Raw genomic sequence first — 21,436 nt, 5'->3', positions numbered from 1 at the left:
TGGCTCTACGGTAGTGCATTGCTGCCGTTCTGCCAATCGTTCGCGCTTGCCTGCCGCGTCGCTGCTCGCGTTCAGCCCGGCTGGCCGGCGTCGCCGTTGCGGCCGGCCAGGAAAGCTTGCGCTTCCTCCCGGCGCTCGAAGACGTGCGGCGCGATGCTGCGTGCCGAGAACGCCTCGCCGAGCTTGGCGCGCAGAAATGCGCTGGTCGCGTAGCGGGTGATCTGACTGAAATAATTGGCCAGGAAGTAGCGATCCATTTCGGCGTAGGCGTCGTACATGTCCTGGTTGATGCGAAAACGGTCGTAGTTGATGATCACGCCGACCGGCTTGCCGGCTGCCCGGCAGCGCAGCTCGCAGATGTCCCAGATCGCCTTCACGTCCTCCTCGACGCGCACGTGCATGCCCTCGAAATTGAGGAACAGGATGTTGCGCTCGGGGTCGTAGATGACCCGTTCGGGCAGCGACAGGTTGAGCAGCTCGGCTTCCAGACCCATCGGATTGGCATTGAAGATGCGCGCGTCCATCACCGCGTATTCGCCGATGATCGGCTCGAAATCCATGTTCGGAAGAATGTCGCGATCGACGTCGATGCCCGGCGCCACCTCGATCAGCGCCAGGCCGCCGCGTACCCGACGGAAGACACAGCGTTCGGTGATGTAGAAAACCGGCTTGCCGCGATCGTAGGCGTACTGGCCATTGAAGGTGATCTGCTCGACCTGCTTGACGAACTTCCGCTGCCCGCCCTCCTGGACGATGCGCAACTTGCCGTCCGTGACCTCGATTTCGAGACCCTTGCCGGTGAAGGTGCCGACGAAGACCACCAGACGCGCGTTCTGGCTGATGTTGATGAAGCCGCCGGCGCCGGTCAGGCGGCCGCCGAAGCGGCTGACGTTGACGTTGCCGGCGGCGTCGCACTCGGCCATGCCGAGACACGCCATGTCGAGACCGCCGCCGTCGTAGAAGTCGAACTGCTGGTTCTCGTCGATCACCGCGTCCATGTTGACCCCGGTGCCGAAGTTGCCGCCGCTCGAGGGAATGCCGCCGATCAGGCCGGATTCCACGGTCAGCGTCAGCAAGTGCGAGATGCGCTCCTCGTTGGCCACCGCCGCGACCCCTTCGGGCATGCCGACGCCGAGATTGATGATCCCGTTGGGCGGCAGTTCGAAGGCCGTCCGACGGGCAATGATCTTGCGCTCGGAGAGCGGCGTCGACACCACGCTGGCCGCGGGGACGCGAAACTCGCCGGCATAGGCGGCGTTGTATTGCGTGGCCAGCGTCTGCATGTGCTGGGCCGGTTCGGCGACGACCACGCAGTCCACCAGAATCCCCGGAATCTTGACCTGGCGCGGCGGCAGCCCGCTGCGTTCGGCGATGCGTTCGACCTGGGCAATGACGATGCCGTTGCTGTTCTTGGCCGCCATGGCCATGGCCAGGTTGTTCAGCGTCAGCGCTTCACGTTCCATGGTGATGTTGCCGAAGGTGTCGGACGTGGTGCCGCGTATGAAAGCGACATTGACCTCGCCGACCTTGTAGAACAGCCACTCCTCATCATCGACGGTGACCAGGCTGACGATGTCCTTGGTCGTCGCGGCATTGATGCGGCTGCCACCGTAGCGGGGGTCGACGAAGGTATGCAGGCCGACCTTGGAAAACGACCCCGGCTTGCCGGCGGCGAGATCGCGGAACAACTGACAGATGATGCCCTGCGGCAGGTTGTAGGCCTGGATGCGGTTGTCGAGCGCCAGCTGCGCCACTTTCGGCATGCGCCCCCAGTGACCCGCGACCACCCGGCGCAGCAAGCCAGCATGGCCGAGGTGGTTGAGGCCCAGGGTCTTGCCGTCGCCCTGGCCGGCAGCGGCGAACAGGGTCAGGTTCCTGGGCGAGCCGGTGGCGACGAAGCGGCGCTCCAGCGCCGACAGCAAGGCTTCGGCGAAGCCGGTCTGGACGAAGCCGGTGCTGGCCAGGGTATCGCCGTCGCGGATCAGGGCGATGGCTTCGTCGGCAGTGACGATCTTGCTGCGCATGCTGATTTCCTCTCGCTGATGTCCTTCAGGTCCAGCCGAAGGCGTGACCGGCTGATGAGCCGGCCGCTTGCTCGATCATAGCGCAGATCGTGGCTTTACCCGGCACGCGTCCTGCTCGCAATGACGTGCGGGCGGGTGGGGCGTCTCAGGGCTGAACGCTACCCGATCGTCGCTCCAGCGGCGTTTGGGGCCACTCATGCGGGACTTCGATCGCGGCAGCGCGAAGGCAGGCTGGCGCCGCCTGGATCAACCCATCCAAGCAGGAGAACAAGTCGACAAAAATATCTGATCCATACACGCTAAATTAATGTGCATCCGTGTCTCAAAGTCATTGATACTTTCCGTGCGGGCGCAATGATTCCTGTCGCGATCAAAAATTGAACCGTCAGCATATGACAATGGTGAATATTCGAGCAGCGTTGATGGCCATGGCACACATCAATGGTCACCCAAGTCGTTTCATTCAAAGGTGGGCGTCATGAAAAATCCTTGGCTGGATGTTCCACTTGCTGACTACGAGGGACACATGGCGTTGCCCGGAATCGAGCAAGCTCAATTGCTATCCGACATCTTCGCGGATGCTCTTGCGAAGTTTTCTCCGTGCTCCGTCGCTGTTATTGGTTGCGCTGGCGGAAACGGATTTGACAGAATTCCGCCCGCTGTCTCACGAGTCGTTGGGGTCGATCTAAACCCGCTTTTTGTCGCCGAGACTGAGGCTCGATTTAGAGACCGGATCGAGCATCTGGAGTTGATTGCGGGTGACATTCAAAGTCCTGAGATTTTATTTTCACCTGTCGACTTGATATTCCTTGGCCTTGTTCTGGAGTACGTCGATGTCGATCCAGTCGTCGCGAAAATGCTCTCGATGCTTACGCCGCGTGGACATATGGTCACGGTATTGCAGCTGCCCAGCGTCGGCCATCAGCAAGTATCGCCTTCGCCGTTCAAGAAGGTTTCGGCTCTATGTCGTTTCCTGTGGAACGGGCGCTGGTTTTGGCAGTTTGAGGGGGCGGTGATGTCAAGGGCGGACGTAGTCCGGGCGCAGCCGAACCCTTTACATCGCTGCCCGCTCGCTTACGCTTGCTCCGGGCCGAGGAAGGCAGTCTGCCGCCCTCGGCATGGAGGACAATGGCGGCCTTTCCTCTCACGACCGGTTCCTCATGATTGAAACGCTGTTCACCCAGGCTCTGGGTCTCGTTGCTCCTTGGCAGGTAGCTGAGGTCATCTTCAAGCCAGAGTCCGGACGGATCGACTTTCAGGTGAGATTTGGCGCAGCCATTCATGCTTGCCCGGCTTGCGGTGCGGCGGCGCAGCCGCTGCATGACCGCTTGGCGCGTTCCTGGCGCCATATGGATTTCTTTCAGTACGAAGCCCACCTGCATGCCGAGGTGCCGCGAGTGGCCTGTGCCGGTTGCGGCAAGGTCACGCAGATTCCTGTGCCCTGGGCGCGTGAAGGGAGCCGCTTCACGCTGCTGTTCGAGGCCTTGACGCTGATGTTGGCACCGACCATGTCGGTCTTGGCCGCCGGCCGACTGCTGCGCGTGCGCAGTCGCAGACTGTGGCGCGTGATCAATCATCATGTGGGCCGGGCGCGCGCCCAGGAAAGTCATGGCAGGGTTCGCGCGATCGGCGTCGATGAGACCGCCAGTAAACGCGGCCAGACGTATATCTCTGTTTTTTATGACCTCGACGCGCAGCGTCTGCTGTTTGCCACGCCGGGCCGAGACAAGGCCACGCTCGGGAAGTTCGCCAGCGACCTTACCGAGCATGGTGGCCAGCCCAGCGCGATCACCCATGTCAGCATGGACATGAGCGGCTCGTTTCAGGCCGGCGCCGCCGAGCACTTTCCAGCAGCCGAGGTCTGCTTTGATCGCTTTCACGTCGCTGCTCTGAGCAGCACGGCGCTGGACGAGGTGCGCCGCGCCGAGGTCAAGACCGCGCCCGAACTCAAAGGCACCCGCTGGGGCCTGCACAAGAAACCCGCCGACTGGACCGTCAAGCAAACCGACACCATGTACTGGTTGCAGCGCTCGAACCTCAAGACCGCACGGGCCTGGCGGATCAAGCAGGCGCTGCGCTCCATCTACGCCACCGCCACGACACCTGACGAGGCCAACCCCCTGCTCAAGCGCTGGCTCAGTTGGGCCAGCCGCTGCCGACTCGAACCCTTCAAGCGCCTCGGCCGGACCATCAGCAAGCATCTTCCTGGCGTCCTCAACGGTTTTCACCCCGGCAAGCACAATGGCCGTGTCGAAGCGATGAATCGAGCGCTTCAGGAGGCCAGAGCTCGCGCACGCGGCTATCGCCGCGTCGAGAACTTCATCGCCATGGCCTATCTTATTGCTGGAAAGCTCACTCATTTGCCCGCCTCGCCCTTCGCCCCGTTCTTGCCCGTTCCACAGGAAACGACCTAAACCCAAGGTTTCTCCTGTAGGCGAAGTGATGCACTTGGTGTCGCCGACTCGGCTTCAAGATTCTGTTGAGACTCGCGGTTACATTCAGTTGGAATCACGGAATCTCGTGTCCCAAGGCGGCAAACCGTTTGAAGTGCAAACATTCGGCACGATCGCAGCGCCTGATGATGGTTGCCTGGCAGCGCTCCTCTCACCACTCAACAGCGGAGAGAATAGCGCCGATTCATGAGATCCCTGCGTTCGGCGGTCCAAAGATCACCCTGCGAAGCGGAGTGCAGCTCCCGGAGTTGGGAATCGACACGAGCGATGGCCTGGTCAATCGCTGCGCACTCGCTTCTCGTGGACTTCTGCGCTGGCTTCTCAAGCTGACTCAGACGCCATCTTCGTTGCGCCTCCCCGCGCAGCCTTGAGGCTTCCATTTCGTCGGCGATCGCTTTGCTCTGCGCAAGACTGTAGCCTGGTTTCGATATCGGACCTGCAGGCGAGACATGCACTTCGGTTTCATTGTTCGCGCAGGGATGGTCTCGGAATGCGGTACCGTTGGGCCCCTTGCATTGGTAGATCAACGAAGCAGGAGGTCGTGCAACAACGTCTGCAGGAGAAGTCACCTCGGGTGGTGGGCTGCCGGATGATCGCGGGGCGACGGCCGGCGGTGGCGCACTCGTGTGCGGCCCTTGGTACGGGCTCGCCGCCTGACGCTGGTTTGTCGTTTCGCCATACTCGAAAAGCAGCCAGGCACCGACGACGACGCTCACGGCCAAGCTCAATGCGACGATTCGCGCCTGTGCAGCGGGCAAGTGTGTCTCCACGGGTGAGGCAGGGATATGGCGATCGTAGGCTGGGCGGCAGGAACGCGCAAGCTCTGCGGAGGTTCTCGTCACGCGCCGTTCACGCCTCCATCTTCGGGTTGTGCTCGCTTGCTGTGCAACGGTGTCGAGGCCAGTGGCGAGCCCGTCAGCTTACTATCGCTTTTGACGCCGTGAAGGGTTCGCTTCGCCGCACTCCGCCCGCCCTTTAGCGCGCCCACGACGCCGGCAAAACCGCTGCGCCCGGTGTATGCTTACCCTCCAGCTTGGCCGAGTGCGCGTTACCGCGAGTAGCCGGGGCTGTGCAGCGGCCGTCGCTGTCGCAAAAGACTCGCTGGAGGGCAAGCCGCATCGCTCCGAAGCGCAACGAGTTGGGGAATGGGCGAGTGAATAAACGTGCAAGAACCCGGTGTTGAGATAACAAAGCGTGTGCATTGCCAAACATCAGAATGTCAAACGGAGGATATATGAGCACAGAGAGCGACTATTTCCCAACCTGGCTGCTGAGCGGACTGCTGACTCTCGCCGCACCCGCTTGCCTGGCGAGTGATAACGACGTGACAGCAGATCAAGTGGTCTCCGCCTTGGAGAAGACTTTTGGAGTGCACCAGGGAGAGCGCCGCAATCACACCAAGGGGACCTGCGCAGTCGGCGAGTTTGTCGGATCACAGGATGCCCGCGTGTATTCGCGCTCGGCGCTTTTTTCCGGCAAGCCGGTACCGGTAGTCGCGCGCTTTTCCATGCCTGGCGGCAATCCCAAGGTTCCAGATACAGCCAGGATTCCGCGCGGGATGGCCTTGGAGTTCAGGCTTCCCGACGGCAGTCTTCAGCACATGACCATGCTGAACACACCGGTGTTTGGCGCGGCGTCGCCGCAGACCTTCCTCGATGACATTGTTGCCAAGACGCCCGACCCCGCGACCGGCAAGCCTGATCCGGAGAAGATCAAGGCGTTCAAGGCCTCCCATCCGGATAGCCTGCCGCAGGCCGAATTCCTGGCCAAACACAACCCCCCACCGAGCTGGGTGAATAGCAGTTACTTCGGCATTCACGCCTTCAAATTCGTGAATCGTGACAACAAGACCACGCTGGTCCGTTGGCGCTTCGTTCCAGAAGATGGCGAGAAACAACTGTCCGATGATGAGCTCAAGTCCGCGCCGAAAGACTTTCTAGAGGAGAAGCTGATCGACCGCACCAGAGGTGGGCCGGTGCGCTGGCAGATGGTACTTACGATAGGGGTCCCCGGAGATAACGAAGACAACCCCACCCTGCCGTGGCCCGACGACCGGAAGGCGGTCAGCATAGGGACCTTGACAATTTCTTCGGCAACACCGCAAAAAGGCGCGGAATGTGAAAACATCAACTTCGATCCTCTGGTGATGACTGACGGCATTGAGCCGTCCACTGATCCTGTCCTCCTGTTCCGCTCGCCCGCTTATGCGGTTTCGTTCAGCAAACGGCTAAACGGCAAATAGCAACACGGTACGCGCGCAAGGGGGCAGAGCGGGGGACACGCTATCGTGTGCCGCTGGATTGGCGATCTCTTGTCGCTTGGTCAATCCGGATCGCCGTTCGAGAAGCGCGGCTGTTTGTCAATGTCCGCTGTGCGTTATCACGACGGAACAGCCGCTGTCGGCCAAGAGCGGACAGTGAGGAAGTCTGCCCAAAGCGGTCATCGAAGCGGTCCGGGTGTATGCTATCGCTTTAGCTTCGGAGGTCTTGGCCAGCGGTTGAGCCGGGCGCTTTCTGGGCGGAAGATAAATGCTATTCATTAGCCATTTCATATGAGCAAAGGTGCTGATCTCGCGCAAGAACTTGGAATTGAGTGCAAGCAAGCTCTCTACAGTTCGTGGGGCAATTTCTACGGGGCGATCACCGATTTCCCCTGTGTGTTGTTTGACGAAAATGGATTCGTCATCGTTACTTCCGAGAACGATCTTCAATCCTTCGGAATTAAGGTGGCCAAGCGCACCAATGTTCCTCACCGAATAGCATCGCTTCCGACGTATCAATTGCTTTCCGCGTGGCGCGTTAGCCTGCCGGAGGAGCTATTGAAAAAGCTTCCACATGTGGCTCACATTGAAGGCGCAGCCGTAACGGTTACGGTCAACAGGTACGAGCGAGACCGAACAGCTAGGAGTAAGTGCATTGCACATTACGGTTGTGTGTGTCACGCCTGCGGCATCAAGTTGTCCGATGTTTATGGCACTGTCGCTGCTAACTGCATCCACGTCCACCATGTCACGCCAATAGCATCTGTGAAAAGCGAGTATGAGCTAGACCCAATTCGTGATCTTCGGCCCCTATGCCCCAATTGCCATACGATCGCTCATCTACGCCAAGACGGAACGTGTCAATGACTTTGAGACACCGATGCACCTTAATTTAGTGAGCAATGATCGTCTGTTTTCGTCGGCGAGTTCTCCTGCTTGGGTGGGTTGATCCAGGCGGCGCTGGGCAGCGTTGGAGGTTGCGGGCAGTGGCCCTTGAATCGCCTCGGGTGAGCAGCGAAGGCAGTGTTCAGGGTGTCGGCCCGTTGCTCGAACAGCTGTGCAGCCTGGCCATGGTGGACCGCGGTCGGAGTCATGAAGCCGATGCCGGAATGGCGATGCTGTTCGTTGTACCACTGGAAGAAGCGCTGGCAGTGAGCGCGGGCTTCTTCGATGCTGCCGAAGCGCTCGGGGAAGTCAGGGCGGTACTTCAAGGTCTTGAACTGCGCCTCCGAGAAGGGGTTGTCGTCGGAGACGTAGGGGCGGCTGTGGGACTTGGCCACATCGAGGTCCACCAGGAGTTCTGCCACAAGCTTGGATCGCATGCTGGTCCCGCGGTCGGCATGGACCGTGAGCGTTCGTGGCTCAACGCCCTGTTTGGCGACGGTCTTGGCAATCAACTGCCTGGCCAGTTCGGCGCTCTCACGCGGCGCGATCAACCAGCCGACGACATAGCGGCTGAAGATGTCGAGGATCACGTACAGCTGGAAGCAAGTCCACTTGAGCGGCCCCTTGAGCTTCGTGATGTCCCAACTCCAGACCTGATTCGGTCCGGTGGCCAGCAGTTCGGGTTTGAAGTAGGCAGGATGAGTAAGCTGATTACGCCTTTCGCGTGCTTGACCATCGGCGGCCAGCAGGCGGTACATGGTGCGCACCGAGCCCAGGTAGCGGCCTTCGTCGAGCAGGGTGGCGTAGATGCTCGGCGGCGCGCAGTCGGCAAAGCGCTCGCTGCACAGCACGTCGCGCAGCGCCTGCCGCTCAGCAGGGCTGAAGGCCAGCGGTGGCGCCGGTCGCAGCGATGACGTCAGCGGCGAAACGTTCAAGCGCCGCCGGCGCGCGTCGTCGCGATAGACCGTACTGCGAGGGATCCGCAAGGCCGCGCAAGCGGGTGCCAGCCCAACCTCTGGCGCCAGGACATTGACGGCGTGCATCAGGATCTCCCGTCCGGCGTGTCGTCCGTCAGCTGCCCCAGCAGCATACAAACTTTTTTTTGGACATCGATGATGGTGTGGGCCTGGGCGAGTTGGCGACGCAGGCGGTCGTTTTCCCGCGTGAGCTGCTCCAGCCGCCGCGCTTCGGCCAGCGCCGGGTCGGCCTTGCGCCCACGCTTTTGCGGTTCGAGTGCGGCCCGTTCGATGCTCGCGCGCCTTTTGCGCCAGGTGGCGAGCAGGGAGGAATAGATGCCCTCCCGCCGTAACAGAGCGCCAATTTCACCCGTCTTGGTGCAGTGGTCAGCGAGGGTCAGGATGCGCAGCCTGTCGGCACTGGAGAACTGGCGGCGGCGCGCCGTCGCCACCACCTCGGGGTCCGGCGGCGCGATGGATGACGCGTTTCCAGTCGCCCTACGGGCTCCTTCCAACGCATCATCCATCGCCAGTGCGGCTTGTCCGTTCATCAGATCCTTCGTGTCGTTTGCCATGATGGGAACCTACCTTTCTACTCTAATTTGTCAGGGGTAGGTGTCTCAGGTCATATTGGCACAGGGGGAGAGCCTTACAGCATCGAAGAGCTTCAGACAATGCTCACGAAGAAGGAGCGTAAACATGGCTAAAACTGTGCTCCAAGGGACGCTGCGTAATAACGCCGAGCCCCTGAGCTTGAACAGTAGACAGCACCGGAACCTCGCCATGAATATGGGCTACCGCTTTTTCGTTGTGGATGAAGACAACTCGATCATTCAAATCTCACAGCGATCATTTAACGACTTCTATCTGAGACAGAAACCGTCGTTGCAACGGTTTGCTGGATGCGCAATTAACGTTGCGACTGTCATCTACACTCTAGAAAACAGAAAGCCCAAGCAAATCCTTCGAATCGACTATGTGCGCATGAGGGTCGACAACGATGGCGCACTCGATCAAGAGCAAATTCTCGACAGTTTTCGCCTCGTAGCCAATCGTATGGGGAAAGTTCTTGGAGATGAACAGCCTGTCAATAATTCAGGCCAAGTCGTCAACGCGATTGGGAAATTTGACCAAAGGCGTTGGTCTCAACTCCATCCGCAATTACCAGGGCCTGCGCATAAGCGGATACTCAGAATCCTGTTCGGCAGCAAGAATGCCGTCTAACATCACGGTCGAGAAGGACGCGCCGCAAGCGGCGTTTCCGCTCGCTCCTCGCCTCTCACCTCTACGTTGAGGTAATAGGGGTAATAGGGGTCAGCCCCCTATTGCCAACATAGCTTCCCACGATGGTTATCGTCAGGACGTTAACTTACAAGTTTGGCGTCATTCAAGGGGGTATTTCGTGCATAGACGTTTTTTCTTGCTCTCGCTTCTGCTATCGCCTCTCATTTCCCGTGCGCAGGCGGGCGCGGCTGCGAGGATTGCAATCCTTACGGATCTCGTGAATGCGATTGGCGCTGCAGGAGAGGCAATATCAAAGCTAACTGCTGGCTTCAAGGATTTGGTGGTCGCAGGAAAAGACTCGTACAATTATGTCGCAGCAACAAGAGAACGTGATCGCTTGTTAGACCTGAGCCGTAGAACCACCAATCTGATCGTCACTCAGAATATCCAAGTTGTGGAAAGCCTCGATCAATATCTTGCTGAACGTCATCCCACTAAAGATGACTGGGAAAAAGTGATCCGCAATATTGAAGCCACGCTTGTTTCTGTTCGGGAGTTAGTGGCCGATGTACAGGCCGAGAACGGCTCCTTTGTCTTGGAGCCCGCCTTCCTGACCCTGAACCAGACCTTCTCATCACGTGCCTCCTTATTGTCACAACTTGCCGCAATGCCAACGCCCAACTCGAGGGAGGAGCTATCTCTCCTCCAACAGGCGAGTGCGAAATACAAGCTGCTCATCGCAAATGCGAGAGAGGCTGTCATGCAACTAAACGCCTACATCAAGAGTGCGAAATGAAATCCAAACCCTTACGTTCCACCGGGGGCGGTCCGGACAAAAAACTGCGCATTTTGGCGGACGCTGAATTAGCACGTTAGGTGTCACACACAATGATCGCTGACTATCGCTACGTTCGTAACGAGACTTCGTACCTTCCAGTGGCCAAGATCGCGTTGGCCAATCAGTTTCTTTCGCCGGAAGACTTGCAGGCGTTCTACGAAGGGATCGAGACACCGGAGCGAAAGAATCAATTTCTCCGTGCTGCGTCGTTCTACTACTACATGGTCAAGCAAGGTGACTGGGTTGTCACTGCTCCGGACTGCAATCCGATCATTGACTACTTCAGCAACTCCTATAAGGCCGTTGGCATCTTCGCGATCATCGAGTCGCTGTCGGACGAATCGTACCAAGACTTTCACTCCTGGCTACAGGCGAAGCCTAGGAACGCCTTCCCGATTCCTGACCCTGCCGCTCTGAATGCGCTCCACGACCAGTACAAGTCAACGTACGGCTCAATTCGCAGGTGCGTGAGCTTCTTCAGCCGCTTGTCTGCCGGTAGACAAGCCGAACTGTGCAGCGCAGTCGAGATCGAGCGCCAGCCCGTGGCGAACATCAAGAAGCTTGCCGAGTTCCTGTACACCACTCGGAGCAAGTTCGTTCACGAAGCCGAACTGGTTCTGAAGCTATCTGGTTCAACGTATCATTTCGGCCAGAAGAAGCCGGTGCACACGAGGCTCACCATGCCTCTCTTCTTCTCCGCATTCGAAGAGGGGCTCGTTGCTTACTTCCGTGACGCCTAATCCTTCCATCGAGGGGACGCTTTCCGGCCTACGGCCTCTAAGTGCCCCTCATGTCAAACGTTGAACGTCTGCTTTCCTTCGCGCCGGTGGTCGGCTATGGGTCGGCTGCCGCCGATGGGAATTCCTGAGAGCGGCCACTAGCCTCGATTCGACGATGACAGGCCGGAGTCGGCGATTAAGAGACGGTGGAGAAGTTTGCCGAAAGCGGCCATTGAAGTAGCCTGGGTGTATGCTACCGACCTAGCCTGCGAAGAGCCGCTTTTCAGGATTTCTTGTCCTCAACAGAATCAACACACAGAGGGCACAGATCCTGCTGCGGTAACACTTCCAGCGTTCCGAGCGACGTTGATTTCCGGAGCAGGCTCCGATGTTGCGGAGCAAACCCGTCGCCATAAAACAAAGTTGGATCTACTTTTCACGATGAGCTACACACTCCATGACGCAATGTTGGACGAGGGGTACGAGGCCATGTACCGGGAGTTGTATCCGGAGCACCGCGCACAAGCCATAGAGGAATTCACCTCAGAGCGTCTTCAGTCATATTACCTGCAAAACCCAGATGTCGCGGTGAAAGGCGCTTTATCTTTCAAGGAGGCTAGCGCACTGCTTGAGCACGGTCACGCGTCTGCTTGCGTCGTATTCGCAGCCACGTCAGTTGAGCAGTTTCTCAAGGCAGCCCTTCTACGTCCGGTCGTTTTCGGCCTGATACACGTGGAATCGTTGGCCACTCTAATCGTCGATATAGTTACAGATCAGAATGGCGGCATGGAGCGATATAAAAAGCTACTTTCAGGGCTATTTAAGCACTTGGCAGACATTGAGCTAACCTCGGTGCGTCGCGAAGGGGCGCCAAAACCTTTGCTTGAGGAAATTGCGGCACTGCAAAAGCTGAGAAACGCCATTGTACATCGCGGCGAACAGGCCACAGCGCCGGACGGAGAGCAGGCACTCGCGGTCGCCAACGCTGTTTATTCTCAAGTTTTTGTGCGCTTGTTGGCGGCACTCGGTTTGCGGACCATTAAGGGTGTGCGCATTGTCGCGGAGTAAATCGAACCATACCTTCCAGCCGACGCCCTTACCACCGCGTCCCGCTATCAAGCCCGCGGCTGAAGACGAGCGTTAGTCGCCTTCAAATGGATCGCGTTAGTCAGCTCGTTCGCTTGTTCCGGGAGAGACATCCGAGTGACAGTTTCTTCGACCAGTTTGAAGCTAGTCTCGCCATCTCCCCACTTAAGCGAAACTATTACAACGCCTACGAACGTGCATTTGCGGAACTTGACGCTCTCTCTTGGAAAAGCCTTTCCGATAAAGCGCTCCGGCATGCGCACGAAACCCGCGCCCGCCAGGGCAAAGGACCATTCTTTGATCAGCTCAACGATGCATTTGCCTACAAATGGCTTGTCAGTCGTGGCTTCACGGCGGTTTCTATAATGCCAGAGCCAACAAGTCCAAAGAAAGGCCAAAAGTGTCCCGACATTGAGTTCCGTCATTTCGGCAAGCAACTCTACTGCGACGTAAAGACAATCGCACCATCGGATGTGGAACTTCGTGCCCGGCACGATGTGAAATTCCGAGATTCGTCCAGGTACTTAAGTTTGCATCCCACTTTTTTCAAGAAGCTTGATCACGCCGTTAAGAATGGCCAACAACAAATTCAAGCCAAGGGGGAGAATGGGTTAGTATTTATCATCGTAAATTTTGACGACTTCGCAATGACCTACCACAAAAATCACAGGGTTCAGATTGCAGAACATCTGCGGAACAATGTCTCATTCCCAGCCGTCATTCAATTTGGCATCGACAGTGGTTGCCTCATAGAACATGCATTCAATCTGTCCGCGCCAGAAGGCCCCTAACGCGGCGCTCAGGCTCGCTCCATTTTGGTCGCCTGACGCTGCGCGACAAGGCCTTGCAGCGCCGGGAAGCTCTGCGTTGAACGACTGCTCCCGGGCAAGACGAAGGTCGGCTCTGGGTCGATAGCACCAATTGCCGAGCGGCCGAAGCGGCCATGGCGATGGCAACTACTCGTAGGGTAGCCGTGGTCTGCCCCGCTTGGCCGCAGCCTTACAATCCCCATAGCGACGGCCATCGCGGCGGTTCAGCCCAACAAGGTTTATCTGCCGCGAGCGGCCAGCGATTGAGCCCAGCGCTCCCCCGCGGGGCGACCGATAAACCTTACTCGTTAGAGTACAAATCAATCCAACCCTTTACGCGCTTTCTCACAAAACTGCTATCGGAACGGCTCTCTGGATTTCTGGCTTGGCAGATCCGGCCGAACTGCCGACGATCGGCCAGAGATTGACGAATTTTGGAAGTGGCGCCTACACCTTCGGGCACACCGGCCTAACCGGAGCACTGAGGCGCTGGCGAAAATGCGGCAGGGGTTTTCGAGAGCGGTTTCCCGCGCGCCCGCCACACCGATGGAATCGACCTGCCCGTCTCCTCAACGCGATATCGGCGCCCCCAACCTTGGGGCGGTGCCACCTTCAGGGCGATGTCTCGGAGACTCGCTTTCTCGCCACGATGAAGACGGCCTTGTTTTCGCCTGGCGACCAGCAATGCTCGATCTCGAGTTCGGCGTGTTTCAGCTCCGCCGTCAACTGGCTCAGCGTGAGCGAAAAAACGCTGGGCAGCAACGGCAATGCGCGAAACAGCGCCGCCACAGCACGCATCTGCCAAGAGCCATCCCCGATGCAGATGGTACTGGAGATGAACAGGCCGCCCGGCTTGAGCAATTCCTTCACCCGGGTCAGGGTCTGCGCCCGATCGGGCAAGAGGTGGACGATGTTCATCGCCAGGATCACGTCCCAGCTGCCCGCAGGGCTTTCAAGCTCGGCAAGGGTGCCCTGTGCAAAGCTCACGTTGCTCGCTCCGGCCGCCCGAGCCTTCTCGCGGGCGATGTCGAGCATGCGGGCGGAATAGTCGATGGCAAGGATATGCGCCACATGCGGAGCATGCAAGATGGCCGTCGAACCCGTGCCGCAACCGAACTCCAGTATGCGGCTATCCGGCCTTAGCAGGGCCCGGGTCTTCTCCATCTTGGTTTCATAGGACGCCTGATCGATAATCGGCATCCTCGCGTAGCGCTTGGCCAGCCGATCCCAGAACCAGGAACGCTGCATCATGATCGATCCCTCCCTGCTCATCGAAGTGCAATCGCGAGCGGCCGCAAGGGCGCGGCATCGCCGCCGTGCCGGGGCGTGAGTGAACGCTCGATCCGTTCATCGCTCGCCTTTCGTTCCTGCGCCTATCGCGCCCAGGCAGGCGGCGTGGGCGGCGGCGGGGCATAGGCGTCGTCCAGGCGAAGCTCGCGTCCGTCGCGGATCGTCCAGCATTCGAGCCCGCGCAACCACAACTGGTGAAGATGATCTCCGATCTCGGTCTCGTCAAGGAAGACGAAGCCCACATTGTTGACCCTTTTGCCCTTGACCTCGCCGCGCACCACGCAGGCGTCGAGCATTTCCCGCGGCGAGACGGCACGCCCGAGCACGGTGACTTTCAGCACGCCCCTGCGTTCTTCGAGAACCCCGTTGAAGTCATGCCGCAGCAGATAGCCATCCTTGATGAAGCCGCCCTGTGGTTCGCTGCTGAGCGCGATGTGACCGGGCTTGGCTTGCTGCAGGCTGGTGGCGGCATCGGCCTTCAGGTCGTGAAACTGGACAAAGGAAAGATCGCCCCGGCGCGTCAGCTTGATCGGGCAGTAGTCGAGCCACCGATCCGATACCAGCCGCCGGTGGCCTGCGCCCTTGATCGCTGCAAAGGCGCCGTGCAGGCGATGACGGTTGGTGAAGCCCGGCGGGATGTAATCGGGATCGATGGCTTGCCACTCGCGATACAGCGTGGAGAAGGATGCGAGCTCGAAATCGAGCTCCCCCAGCCAAGCGATGATCGTTTCGGGGTCCGGCGGCAGCGGCAGCGTGACCTCCACCGTCAGGCCGGGGTAGACGGCGAGGCGCCGCTGTTCGTCCCACACCGCCTCGAAGCACTTGGAGGCGTCACCGATCCGATCGGGCCACCCGGGCGCGATCGCTTGCGCGGCGTAATCGGTTTCCAGCGTTTCCGGCAGCGACTCGTGGAAGTACGACTGCTCGCTGATTTTTCTTGCCAGCGCATTGATGTCTTTTCCGGACAAGCTCAGTTCAATCACGTTTGTCGCCCTCGTCTCCATTCTGCAGCAATCTTAAGCGCTGTTGCCAAGCGCACCATGGTCTTCGCTCGCGGCGGCTCAAGGCACCGCCTCGCGCGCAGCCTTCGACTTCTTCGCTGCGGCGGTCAGCCCGGCCAGCACCGTCCTATAGTTCGCGCCCGTGACCGGGACCATCTTCCCGTTCTCGTCGTAGATGCGGAACTCCAGGGACGCGTTCTCCTTCAGCCGATCCGTCACGAACACGACGTTCGCATTCGAGGTCAGGAAGTCGGGATTAAGGATCACCCACACGACCTTGCGAATCGTTCGCGGCGTCGCCTTGGCCCCTGCCGCGCCCGGCAGCATGACATCCTTGCCCTGCAGCGCGAGGTGCGCGTCGAGTTCGCCCCTTTCGCGCTCGCCGACCGGCGAGGACACGTTCTTGATTTCCACCAGATCGGCCTGTTCGTCGCCCACGAGCTTGAGCAGGTCGAGATTGCGATCCTGACCGAGGTCGGCGCCCTTGTAGCGGTCGGAGATATCCTTCTGGCTGACGCTGAACTGCGTCTTGTCGCCGGCTTGTGCGAACCAGTGGGTGTGCCACTTTTCGCCCAGGCTTCCGATGTCGGCGCTGTCGAGCTGGCGCGTGATGCTGAGCAGACGCTCGTGGCTGGCGGCGATCTGGGCCTCGCGCGGATCAATGCCCTGATCGATCAACGCCTGGTAGCGCGGCGAATCCGCCAGGGACTTGGGATCGGTCAGGTGGGGCAGGATGACTTCATTGATGAAGTGCTGCTTGGTCGTGTGCCGAATCGTTCTGATCGTGAGTCCGTTCGGGGAATCGCCTCGCGAATCGCCGCCTTCCGTCTGCTTCATCTTGTCGATGATCGCGACCTTGTCGACGCCGAGCTCGCCGATCGCTTTGGTGAACTTGCCGAACGATGACTTCGCCTCGCCGCCACCGAGCTCGCCGTAGGCTTCGTCCCAGGTCTTGGCGTCGAATGACGCCGAATCGCTGTCAGCTTTCTCCGCGATCGGGCGGATGAATTTCGCGGGTTTCGATTTGTCGGCAGCCTTGCTGTAGGCGTCGTGGTCGAACCAGAAGTGCGGCGCCTTCTCGTCCGTGCGTACGAGCTTGAGCCCGCCGGTCGTGTCCTCGCGCCAATGATGTCCTTTCGGCGCATCTCCCAAACCGATCGAAGTCGCTTTCAGGGCACCTGCGGACGCGTTCTCGGCGATCGGGCGAATGGCGAGCTTCGGATCGCCCGCCTTGCCCTTGGCGATCTCCGCTCGCAGGGTATCCTGATTGAGGAAGTACCCCGCTGCCTTCTCGTTTTGCCACACCAATTCGAGCTGCCCCTCGCGCTCTCGCCAGTAGTGCCCCGTCGGAGTCGCCTGGTCCAGCCCGAGCGTCTCTGCCCGCACGAGTCCAGCCGATTTCTTCCGGGCGGCGATGAAACCCTGGCCGGCCTCCAGCGAGTCGAGATCGCGCATGTGCTGCAGGATCTGCTTGTCGATGTCGGCGATGTGCCGGTCGATGATCGCGTTGTCGATTTCCTTGTCGACCAGGCGCCGCGCGTTGAGATCGATCGCTTCCTGCCGGGCGAAGAGATCGTCGCGGATTTCGGTCAGCTTCTTGATTTCCAGCTCGGCCTCGAAGCCCTTGCTGCCGTACTGCGGCGTCTGCGTAAAGCCGAGCAGGGAAATCGCGCGCGCGAGCAGGCTGCGTACCGACCCGCTGAAGCCCTCGTACTTGCGCAGCGTGCGCACCGTCGGCATGTGCAGCTCGATGTCGCGTGCGCTCGCCTCGCTGCCGTGATGGATCCGCACCTTGCCGTTGTCGTAATGGACCTGCACTGTCGCCGCGTCGTCGCCACGCAGCGTCGGGTCCTGGAACAGCATCACCTTGCCGGCGAGGTCGCCCATCGCCGCCAGCAGCTTGGCGCGCTCACCCGGAGTCTTCAGGCGGAACGGCTCGCCGCCGAACGGCGTCTTCGCCTCGTCGGGCACCTTGGTTTCGAGCCTGGTCGTGAACGGATCGAGCATCTGGTTGCGCGTGCTCTGCTGGTGGAAGGCGTTGCGGAACGCGATCATGAAGTCGTAGTCCTGGCTGGACCGCGTCTTGCCGAATCCCTGCGCTTCCATGTCGGCGATATGGCTGTCCATGGCGGCCAGCATGTCCGCGCGCGCTTCCGGCGAGGCGTTCGCCAGCTCGCGCGCGAGATCCGCCGCCTCGGCGATGTTTGCCGGCGGCTTCTGGTTGATCTTGTCCAGCACCGCCTTGACGCTGGCATCCGCTGCCTTCGCGCCGGCCATCGCCGCCGGCGCGGAAATCACCGACTCGAAGAGCTGCTTGATGTCCTCGACGATGGGAACGCCGAGATAGCCCATCATCCGCGCCGTGAAGAAGTCTCCGGTTTCGGCCGCTTCCTTGAGGAACGCCGCCACGGTGAGCGCGGCCGTGATGTCGCTTCCGCCGGCGACTTTCATCGCCTTGCCGATCCCCAAGGACAATATTCTGCCGATCGGCCCCAGGCTGCCCAGCACGCCGAGCCCGAAGCCGAGGCCGAAAGCCTTTGTCAGCACCTTGGCGATTTCCGCTGGCTCGAGCATCTTGGCGAACACCTTGCCGATGCCGTGCTCGACATTCATCACATGGATGATCGCCGCGACGCGCAGCGCCGAATCGCCCTCCTTGAAGAAGAAGTTGAGATAGTCGAGCATCGCGCCTTGCAGCAGTTCGGTACCCGTCGGGGACGTCGTGCTGCTGCCACGTCCGGGCATGCCGATGGCCTTGCGCGCGCCCCGGTCGGCGCGCTCGAGGCTGGAAGTCTGCGAGGTCTGGGCGCCCTCCAGCGCGGGTGTCGGCCCCACGTGCCGCAGTGTCCTGGCATTGCTGAATTTGCCGGGGGAGGGCACCGCCACCAATGCCGAATGCGTGGTCTTGAGCGTCGCGGCGTGCTGGCGCTGCGCCAATAGGAATTCCGCCACCTCGGGCGTCGCCGTCTTCTGCTCGTAGGCGATGGTTTTTCCCGACAAGTAATCGGGAACTTCGACCAGATAGCTCCAGCCTTCCTTGGCCTCGACCTTGCGCAGTCCCAGCACCGGCAGCGCTGCCGGGGTAAGCCCCTGCTGGTGGGCAGCCTCCGTCTGCAGGAACGGCGGCACGCTGGCGGCGCGCGAGAACCGGGCCGAACTGGTCTCGGCGCCTTCTGCGGCGACCTTGCTGCGGGAGGCCTCCTCGCCAGCCGCGGTCAGGGAGGACGCGCTGCCGTAGAGCTCCGCGAACTCGTATTGCGCATCGCTGGCGCCGGTTCCGGAAAGCACCTGTTTGCGGCGCATGGCCTGCTGCGCGATCACGCTGCCAAACTCGCGCTCGACCCCGGTGCCGACGAAGAGTCCGAGCAGGCCCATGGTCTGCTTCATGGTTTCGTAGCGCAGCCACGCCGTCATCGTGTCGCCGCTTACCGAGAGCGTGCCGATGGCGGTCGCCTGGTGGATGCCGTGCCACAGGTCCAGCGCGCCGGCCTGCTGGATCACGGTCTTCTCCGCCTCGATGCCGAAGAGGCTGAACCAGTGCTGGTGTACTTTCGCAAACTCGGGCAGGTTGTATTTCGCTTCCTCGTGCGGCGGGACGATCTTGGCCAGCTGCCCCTGCAGGCCCTCGCTTTGCCGGTTGATCCGATCCGCGAGGTCGTGCTGCGCCGCGGCCGCGAAGCCCTCCGTCGTCTTCGGAAACGCCACTTGCGGCTTGATCTCCGCCGCTTCGGCCTCGTCGTTCAGCCCGCTTTCCGCGAAGAAGGGATCGTCCACCCGCGCGGCCATGTTGAGCGGCTGTGCCGCGAGCAGCGATTTCGTGTCACCGAGCGCGGTGCGCGTGTCTTCCTCGCTCCTCGCCGTCTTGCGGATTTCCGAGAGCGTCTTTTCCACGCTGGTGTCCAGCGCTGTGGGCGCCGTCGGATCGTCGGTCATCTTCATCAGCTTGTCGTTGACCAGCAGCGCCCGACGCGCCAGCTCGCTGCGCATCCGGTAGTTCTCCGCTTGCTCGTCTCGCGCTGCGCGCGGATCGAACTGGTTGCGGAGATCGACGAGCGTGGCGACCAAACCCTCGAGCTCCAGCATCAGCAGGCTCTTGCCGTCGCTGAGCGCGGCGACGATGCGCGCGAGGTCCTGCGAGAGTTGCACGAAGGCTGTGTCGCTGCTGCCGGCCATCGCGCTGAGATCGGGGTCGGCGTCGATGTCGGCGCCGTGCGCGTGCTCCTGCAGGCTCAGGGCCACGAAATCCGCCGAATGCGAGACCAGCCGCCCGTAGATGTACTCGAAGCCGAAGCTGGTGACCTGGATGTCGCCCGGTAGCGAGGGCATCAGTTCGTAGACCTTCTTCACCGCCCCGGCGAGATCAAGGGACTGGTAGGCTCCACCGACGGTAAGGCCGTCGGTCAACTCTGCCATCTCGTCCGCCGCCGCGTTGACCGAGCCCTGATTCCCCGCGTCCAGATTCAGCCCCTCGCTGCTCTCGGCGCAGGCCGACTTGATGCGTGCCTTGAAATCCGGCAGATCTCCCGTCGCCTCCGCGTACACCGAGTAGAAGGCGATGGTGAAATGCGGCCGGGATCGGTGTGCCGACAAGGGAAGCTGGTTCAGTCGCGTGGCATCCTCGGGCGCGCGGCGGATACGCTGTTCACCCCCGCTTGCCTGGAGGACGTGGGTCAGCTCGTGGGCGAGCAGGTGGCGCCCGGCGTCGCTGTCGGGCGCGAACTCGCCGGCGCCGAAGACGACCTGATCACCGTAGGCATAGGCACGCGCGCCGATCCGGCGCGCCGAATCGGCGGCCGCCGCGTCGTCGTGGATGCGGACGTCACCGAGATCACGACCGAAGCGTGGCTCGAAGAAGTCACGCGCGCTCGCGTTCAACGCCCGGCCGCCGTTCCGGCTCGGGACGGCGAAGGAGGCAGCGGGTGCCGGGCCCGACGCTGTCGGCTTTCGCGATAGGGAAGGGCTTCGCGTGTCGCGCTGCGCCTTCGCCGACGCCCGCGCGGCGGTCGTGTGTACGAATGGAGACGTCGCGGGCGGCCCGGCGGTCGGCATACCCATGACCCGGTCCGCCCAGCGGTCGGCTTCCTCCTCGTCCGGATCGTGCGGGCGACTGACGCTGAGCTTTGCCCGCACGCCGTGCAGCGCGAACGCCGCCGCGCGCGTCTCGTTGCCTTGGGAGCGGGGCGGCGCGGATTCGCCGGCGTGCGGAAAAGCCGAGGCAGGCGCGCCTGCCCCCAGGCCCGGCGCGGGAGCGCCGCTCTCAGGGCGACGGCCGCCACTCGGCGGCGCGGGCTTTCCTTCGGAGCGCTCGATCCCCTTGCCGCAAGCCGCGCATGGCACACCTGCCGCGCACGCGGGGCACGATGCATTCGACATCACGCGATCGGCGATCGCAGCGCTCGCCACTGCGCTTGCGTCGGTCGGTTGGGCCACTGCGTCAGGGGGACCTTCCAGGTAGCGCGGCATGCCCGGCGTCGTCGCCGTCGTCGCCGGGCGCGCGGCGTGCGCCGACCTGGCAACTCCGTCGGAGACGCGCCTGCGAGAGAGAGCAAGCTTGCTCATTTCGTCTCCCGTCACTGTCGGTGCCTCGCCGCCATGAACCGGACCAGAGAACACGGCGCGGCGATTTGGCGGCCGGCGCGCCTCTTGGCGTTCTCGCGAGAGGCGCGCATGGCGTTGTCGGACAAACGCCCTGCGGCATGGCGTCATGGTGTCTGCGCAGGCCCGGTGGCCGCGTAAGGGACAGGGAATCCAACCGGCCTCGGAGAAGTATGGCTGACGCCGCTTGCGGCCGTCAATCGCCGATCTTGGGCCGGCAGGCGTCACCATGCGCAGGCGAGCCCTGCGCAATGGCACCCCGGGGCACGGCTCGATGCTCCCGGAGCAGGAAACCC

13 protein-coding genes and 1 pseudogene are annotated in these 21,436 nt (G+C 61.1%); 9 read left to right on the top strand and 5 right to left on the bottom strand.

Annotated features, from left to right (window positions below; translation table 11 throughout):
* Positions 1 to 71: 71 nt before the first annotated feature.
* Positions 72 to 2,024: a malonate decarboxylase subunit alpha gene (locus QZ613_RS08540; RefSeq protein ID WP_043567257.1), complete on the bottom strand. Its 1,953-nt coding sequence runs from the start codon at positions 2,022 to 2,024 to the stop codon at positions 72 to 74.
* A 478-nt stretch (positions 2,025 to 2,502) separates the two neighbouring features.
* On the opposite strand from QZ613_RS08540, the gene QZ613_RS08535 reads away from it, so the two are divergent.
* From QZ613_RS08535 to QZ613_RS21105, 4 genes are all read left to right on the top strand, one after another.
* The gene (locus QZ613_RS08535; protein ID WP_291982029.1) at positions 2,503 to 3,192 is read left to right on the top strand and encodes a class I SAM-dependent methyltransferase; all 690 of its coding nucleotides are present in this window, start codon (positions 2,503 to 2,505) and stop codon (positions 3,190 to 3,192) included.
* Positions 3,185 to 4,438, top strand: a complete 1,254-nt coding sequence (locus QZ613_RS08530) for an ISL3 family transposase (protein ID WP_291982026.1) — start codon at positions 3,185 to 3,187, stop codon at positions 4,436 to 4,438. The genes QZ613_RS08535 and QZ613_RS08530 overlap by 8 nt, the downstream gene beginning before the upstream one ends.
* 1,273 nt (positions 4,439 to 5,711) lie before the next feature.
* Positions 5,712 to 6,719 carry a catalase family peroxidase gene (locus QZ613_RS08525; RefSeq protein ID WP_043567262.1) on the top strand — a complete coding sequence of 336 codons (1,008 nt, stop codon included), beginning with the start codon at positions 5,712 to 5,714 and terminating at the stop codon, positions 6,717 to 6,719.
* A gap of 309 nt (positions 6,720 to 7,028) precedes the next feature.
* Positions 7,029 to 7,604: an HNH endonuclease gene (locus tag QZ613_RS21105; RefSeq protein ID WP_366144437.1), complete on the top strand. Its 576-nt coding sequence runs from the start codon at positions 7,029 to 7,031 to the stop codon at positions 7,602 to 7,604.
* A 20-nt stretch (positions 7,605 to 7,624) separates the two neighbouring features.
* On the opposite strand, the pseudogene QZ613_RS08520 reads toward QZ613_RS21105, so the two are convergent.
* Positions 7,625 to 9,105, bottom strand: a pseudogene (locus QZ613_RS08520) (IS3 family transposase).
* 172 nt (positions 9,106 to 9,277) lie between these two features.
* On the opposite strand from QZ613_RS08520, the gene QZ613_RS08515 reads away from it, so the two are divergent.
* The 5 genes from QZ613_RS08515 to QZ613_RS08495 all read left to right on the top strand — a co-directional run bounded on the left by QZ613_RS08515 (position 9,278) and on the right by QZ613_RS08495 (position 13,236).
* Positions 9,278 to 9,802: a hypothetical protein gene (locus QZ613_RS08515; protein WP_291922365.1), complete on the top strand. Its 525-nt coding sequence runs from the start codon at positions 9,278 to 9,280 to the stop codon at positions 9,800 to 9,802.
* Positions 9,803 to 10,079: 277 nt separating this feature from the next.
* Complete coding sequence (locus tag QZ613_RS08510; protein ID WP_291982023.1) at positions 10,080 to 10,598, top strand: hypothetical protein; 519 nt, start codon at positions 10,080 to 10,082, stop codon at positions 10,596 to 10,598.
* A 92-nt stretch (positions 10,599 to 10,690) separates the two neighbouring features.
* Positions 10,691 to 11,380 (top strand): hypothetical protein, encoded by a 690-nt coding sequence (locus QZ613_RS08505; protein ID WP_291922369.1) that lies wholly within the window; start codon positions 10,691 to 10,693, stop codon positions 11,378 to 11,380.
* A gap of 420 nt (positions 11,381 to 11,800) precedes the next feature.
* Complete coding sequence (locus tag QZ613_RS08500) at positions 11,801 to 12,427, top strand: hypothetical protein (protein WP_291922370.1); 627 nt, start codon at positions 11,801 to 11,803, stop codon at positions 12,425 to 12,427.
* Positions 12,428 to 12,513: 86 nt separating this feature from the next.
* On the top strand, positions 12,514 to 13,236 hold the full coding sequence (locus tag QZ613_RS08495; protein ID WP_291922372.1) for a hypothetical protein: 723 nt from the start codon (positions 12,514 to 12,516) through the stop codon (positions 13,234 to 13,236).
* Positions 13,237 to 13,866: 630 nt separating this feature from the next.
* Here the strand turns inward: QZ613_RS08495 and QZ613_RS08490 are convergent.
* The 3 genes from QZ613_RS08490 to QZ613_RS08480 all read right to left on the bottom strand — a co-directional run bounded on the left by QZ613_RS08490 (position 13,867) and on the right by QZ613_RS08480 (position 21,104).
* Complete coding sequence (locus tag QZ613_RS08490; protein ID WP_043570931.1) at positions 13,867 to 14,505, bottom strand: class I SAM-dependent methyltransferase; 639 nt, start codon at positions 14,503 to 14,505, stop codon at positions 13,867 to 13,869.
* A gap of 122 nt (positions 14,506 to 14,627) precedes the next feature.
* Entirely contained in the window at positions 14,628 to 15,527 is a 900-nt protein-coding gene (locus QZ613_RS08485; RefSeq protein ID WP_291922374.1) for a hypothetical protein, read from the bottom strand.
* A 78-nt stretch (positions 15,528 to 15,605) separates the two neighbouring features.
* A complete protein-coding gene (locus QZ613_RS08480; protein ID WP_291922376.1) occupies positions 15,606 to 21,104 on the bottom strand; it encodes a DUF4157 domain-containing protein in 5,499 nt (1,832 codons plus the stop codon).
* Positions 21,105 to 21,436 lie beyond the last annotated feature (332 nt).

It is taken from the genome of Candidatus Accumulibacter sp. ACC005 (assembly GCF_907163215.1).
Taxonomy (GTDB): domain Bacteria; phylum Pseudomonadota; class Gammaproteobacteria; order Burkholderiales; family Rhodocyclaceae; genus Accumulibacter; species Accumulibacter regalis.
Note: the sequence above shows the minus strand (reverse complement) of the source record. Positions and strands in the feature narration are given on the sequence as shown.

Coding starts and splice junctions, on each gene's coding strand:
- QZ613_RS08540 (WP_043567257.1), bottom strand. CDS start 2,024: ATGCGCAGCAAGATCGTCACTGCCGACGAAGCCATCGCCCTGATCCGC.
- QZ613_RS08535 (WP_291982029.1), top strand. CDS start 2,503: ATGAAAAATCCTTGGCTGGATGTTCCACTTGCTGACTACGAGGGACAC.
- QZ613_RS08530 (WP_291982026.1), top strand. CDS start 3,185: ATGATTGAAACGCTGTTCACCCAGGCTCTGGGTCTCGTTGCTCCTTGG.
- QZ613_RS08525 (WP_043567262.1), top strand. CDS start 5,712: ATGAGCACAGAGAGCGACTATTTCCCAACCTGGCTGCTGAGCGGACTG.
- QZ613_RS21105 (WP_366144437.1), top strand. CDS start 7,029: ATGAGCAAAGGTGCTGATCTCGCGCAAGAACTTGGAATTGAGTGCAAG.
- QZ613_RS08515 (WP_291922365.1), top strand. CDS start 9,278: ATGGCTAAAACTGTGCTCCAAGGGACGCTGCGTAATAACGCCGAGCCC.
- QZ613_RS08505 (WP_291922369.1), top strand. CDS start 10,691: ATGATCGCTGACTATCGCTACGTTCGTAACGAGACTTCGTACCTTCCA.
- QZ613_RS08500 (WP_291922370.1), top strand. CDS start 11,801: ATGAGCTACACACTCCATGACGCAATGTTGGACGAGGGGTACGAGGCC.
- QZ613_RS08495 (WP_291922372.1), top strand. CDS start 12,514: ATGGATCGCGTTAGTCAGCTCGTTCGCTTGTTCCGGGAGAGACATCCG.
- QZ613_RS08490 (WP_043570931.1), bottom strand. CDS start 14,505: ATGATGCAGCGTTCCTGGTTCTGGGATCGGCTGGCCAAGCGCTACGCG.
- QZ613_RS08480 (WP_291922376.1), bottom strand. CDS start 21,104: ATGAGCAAGCTTGCTCTCTCTCGCAGGCGCGTCTCCGACGGAGTTGCC.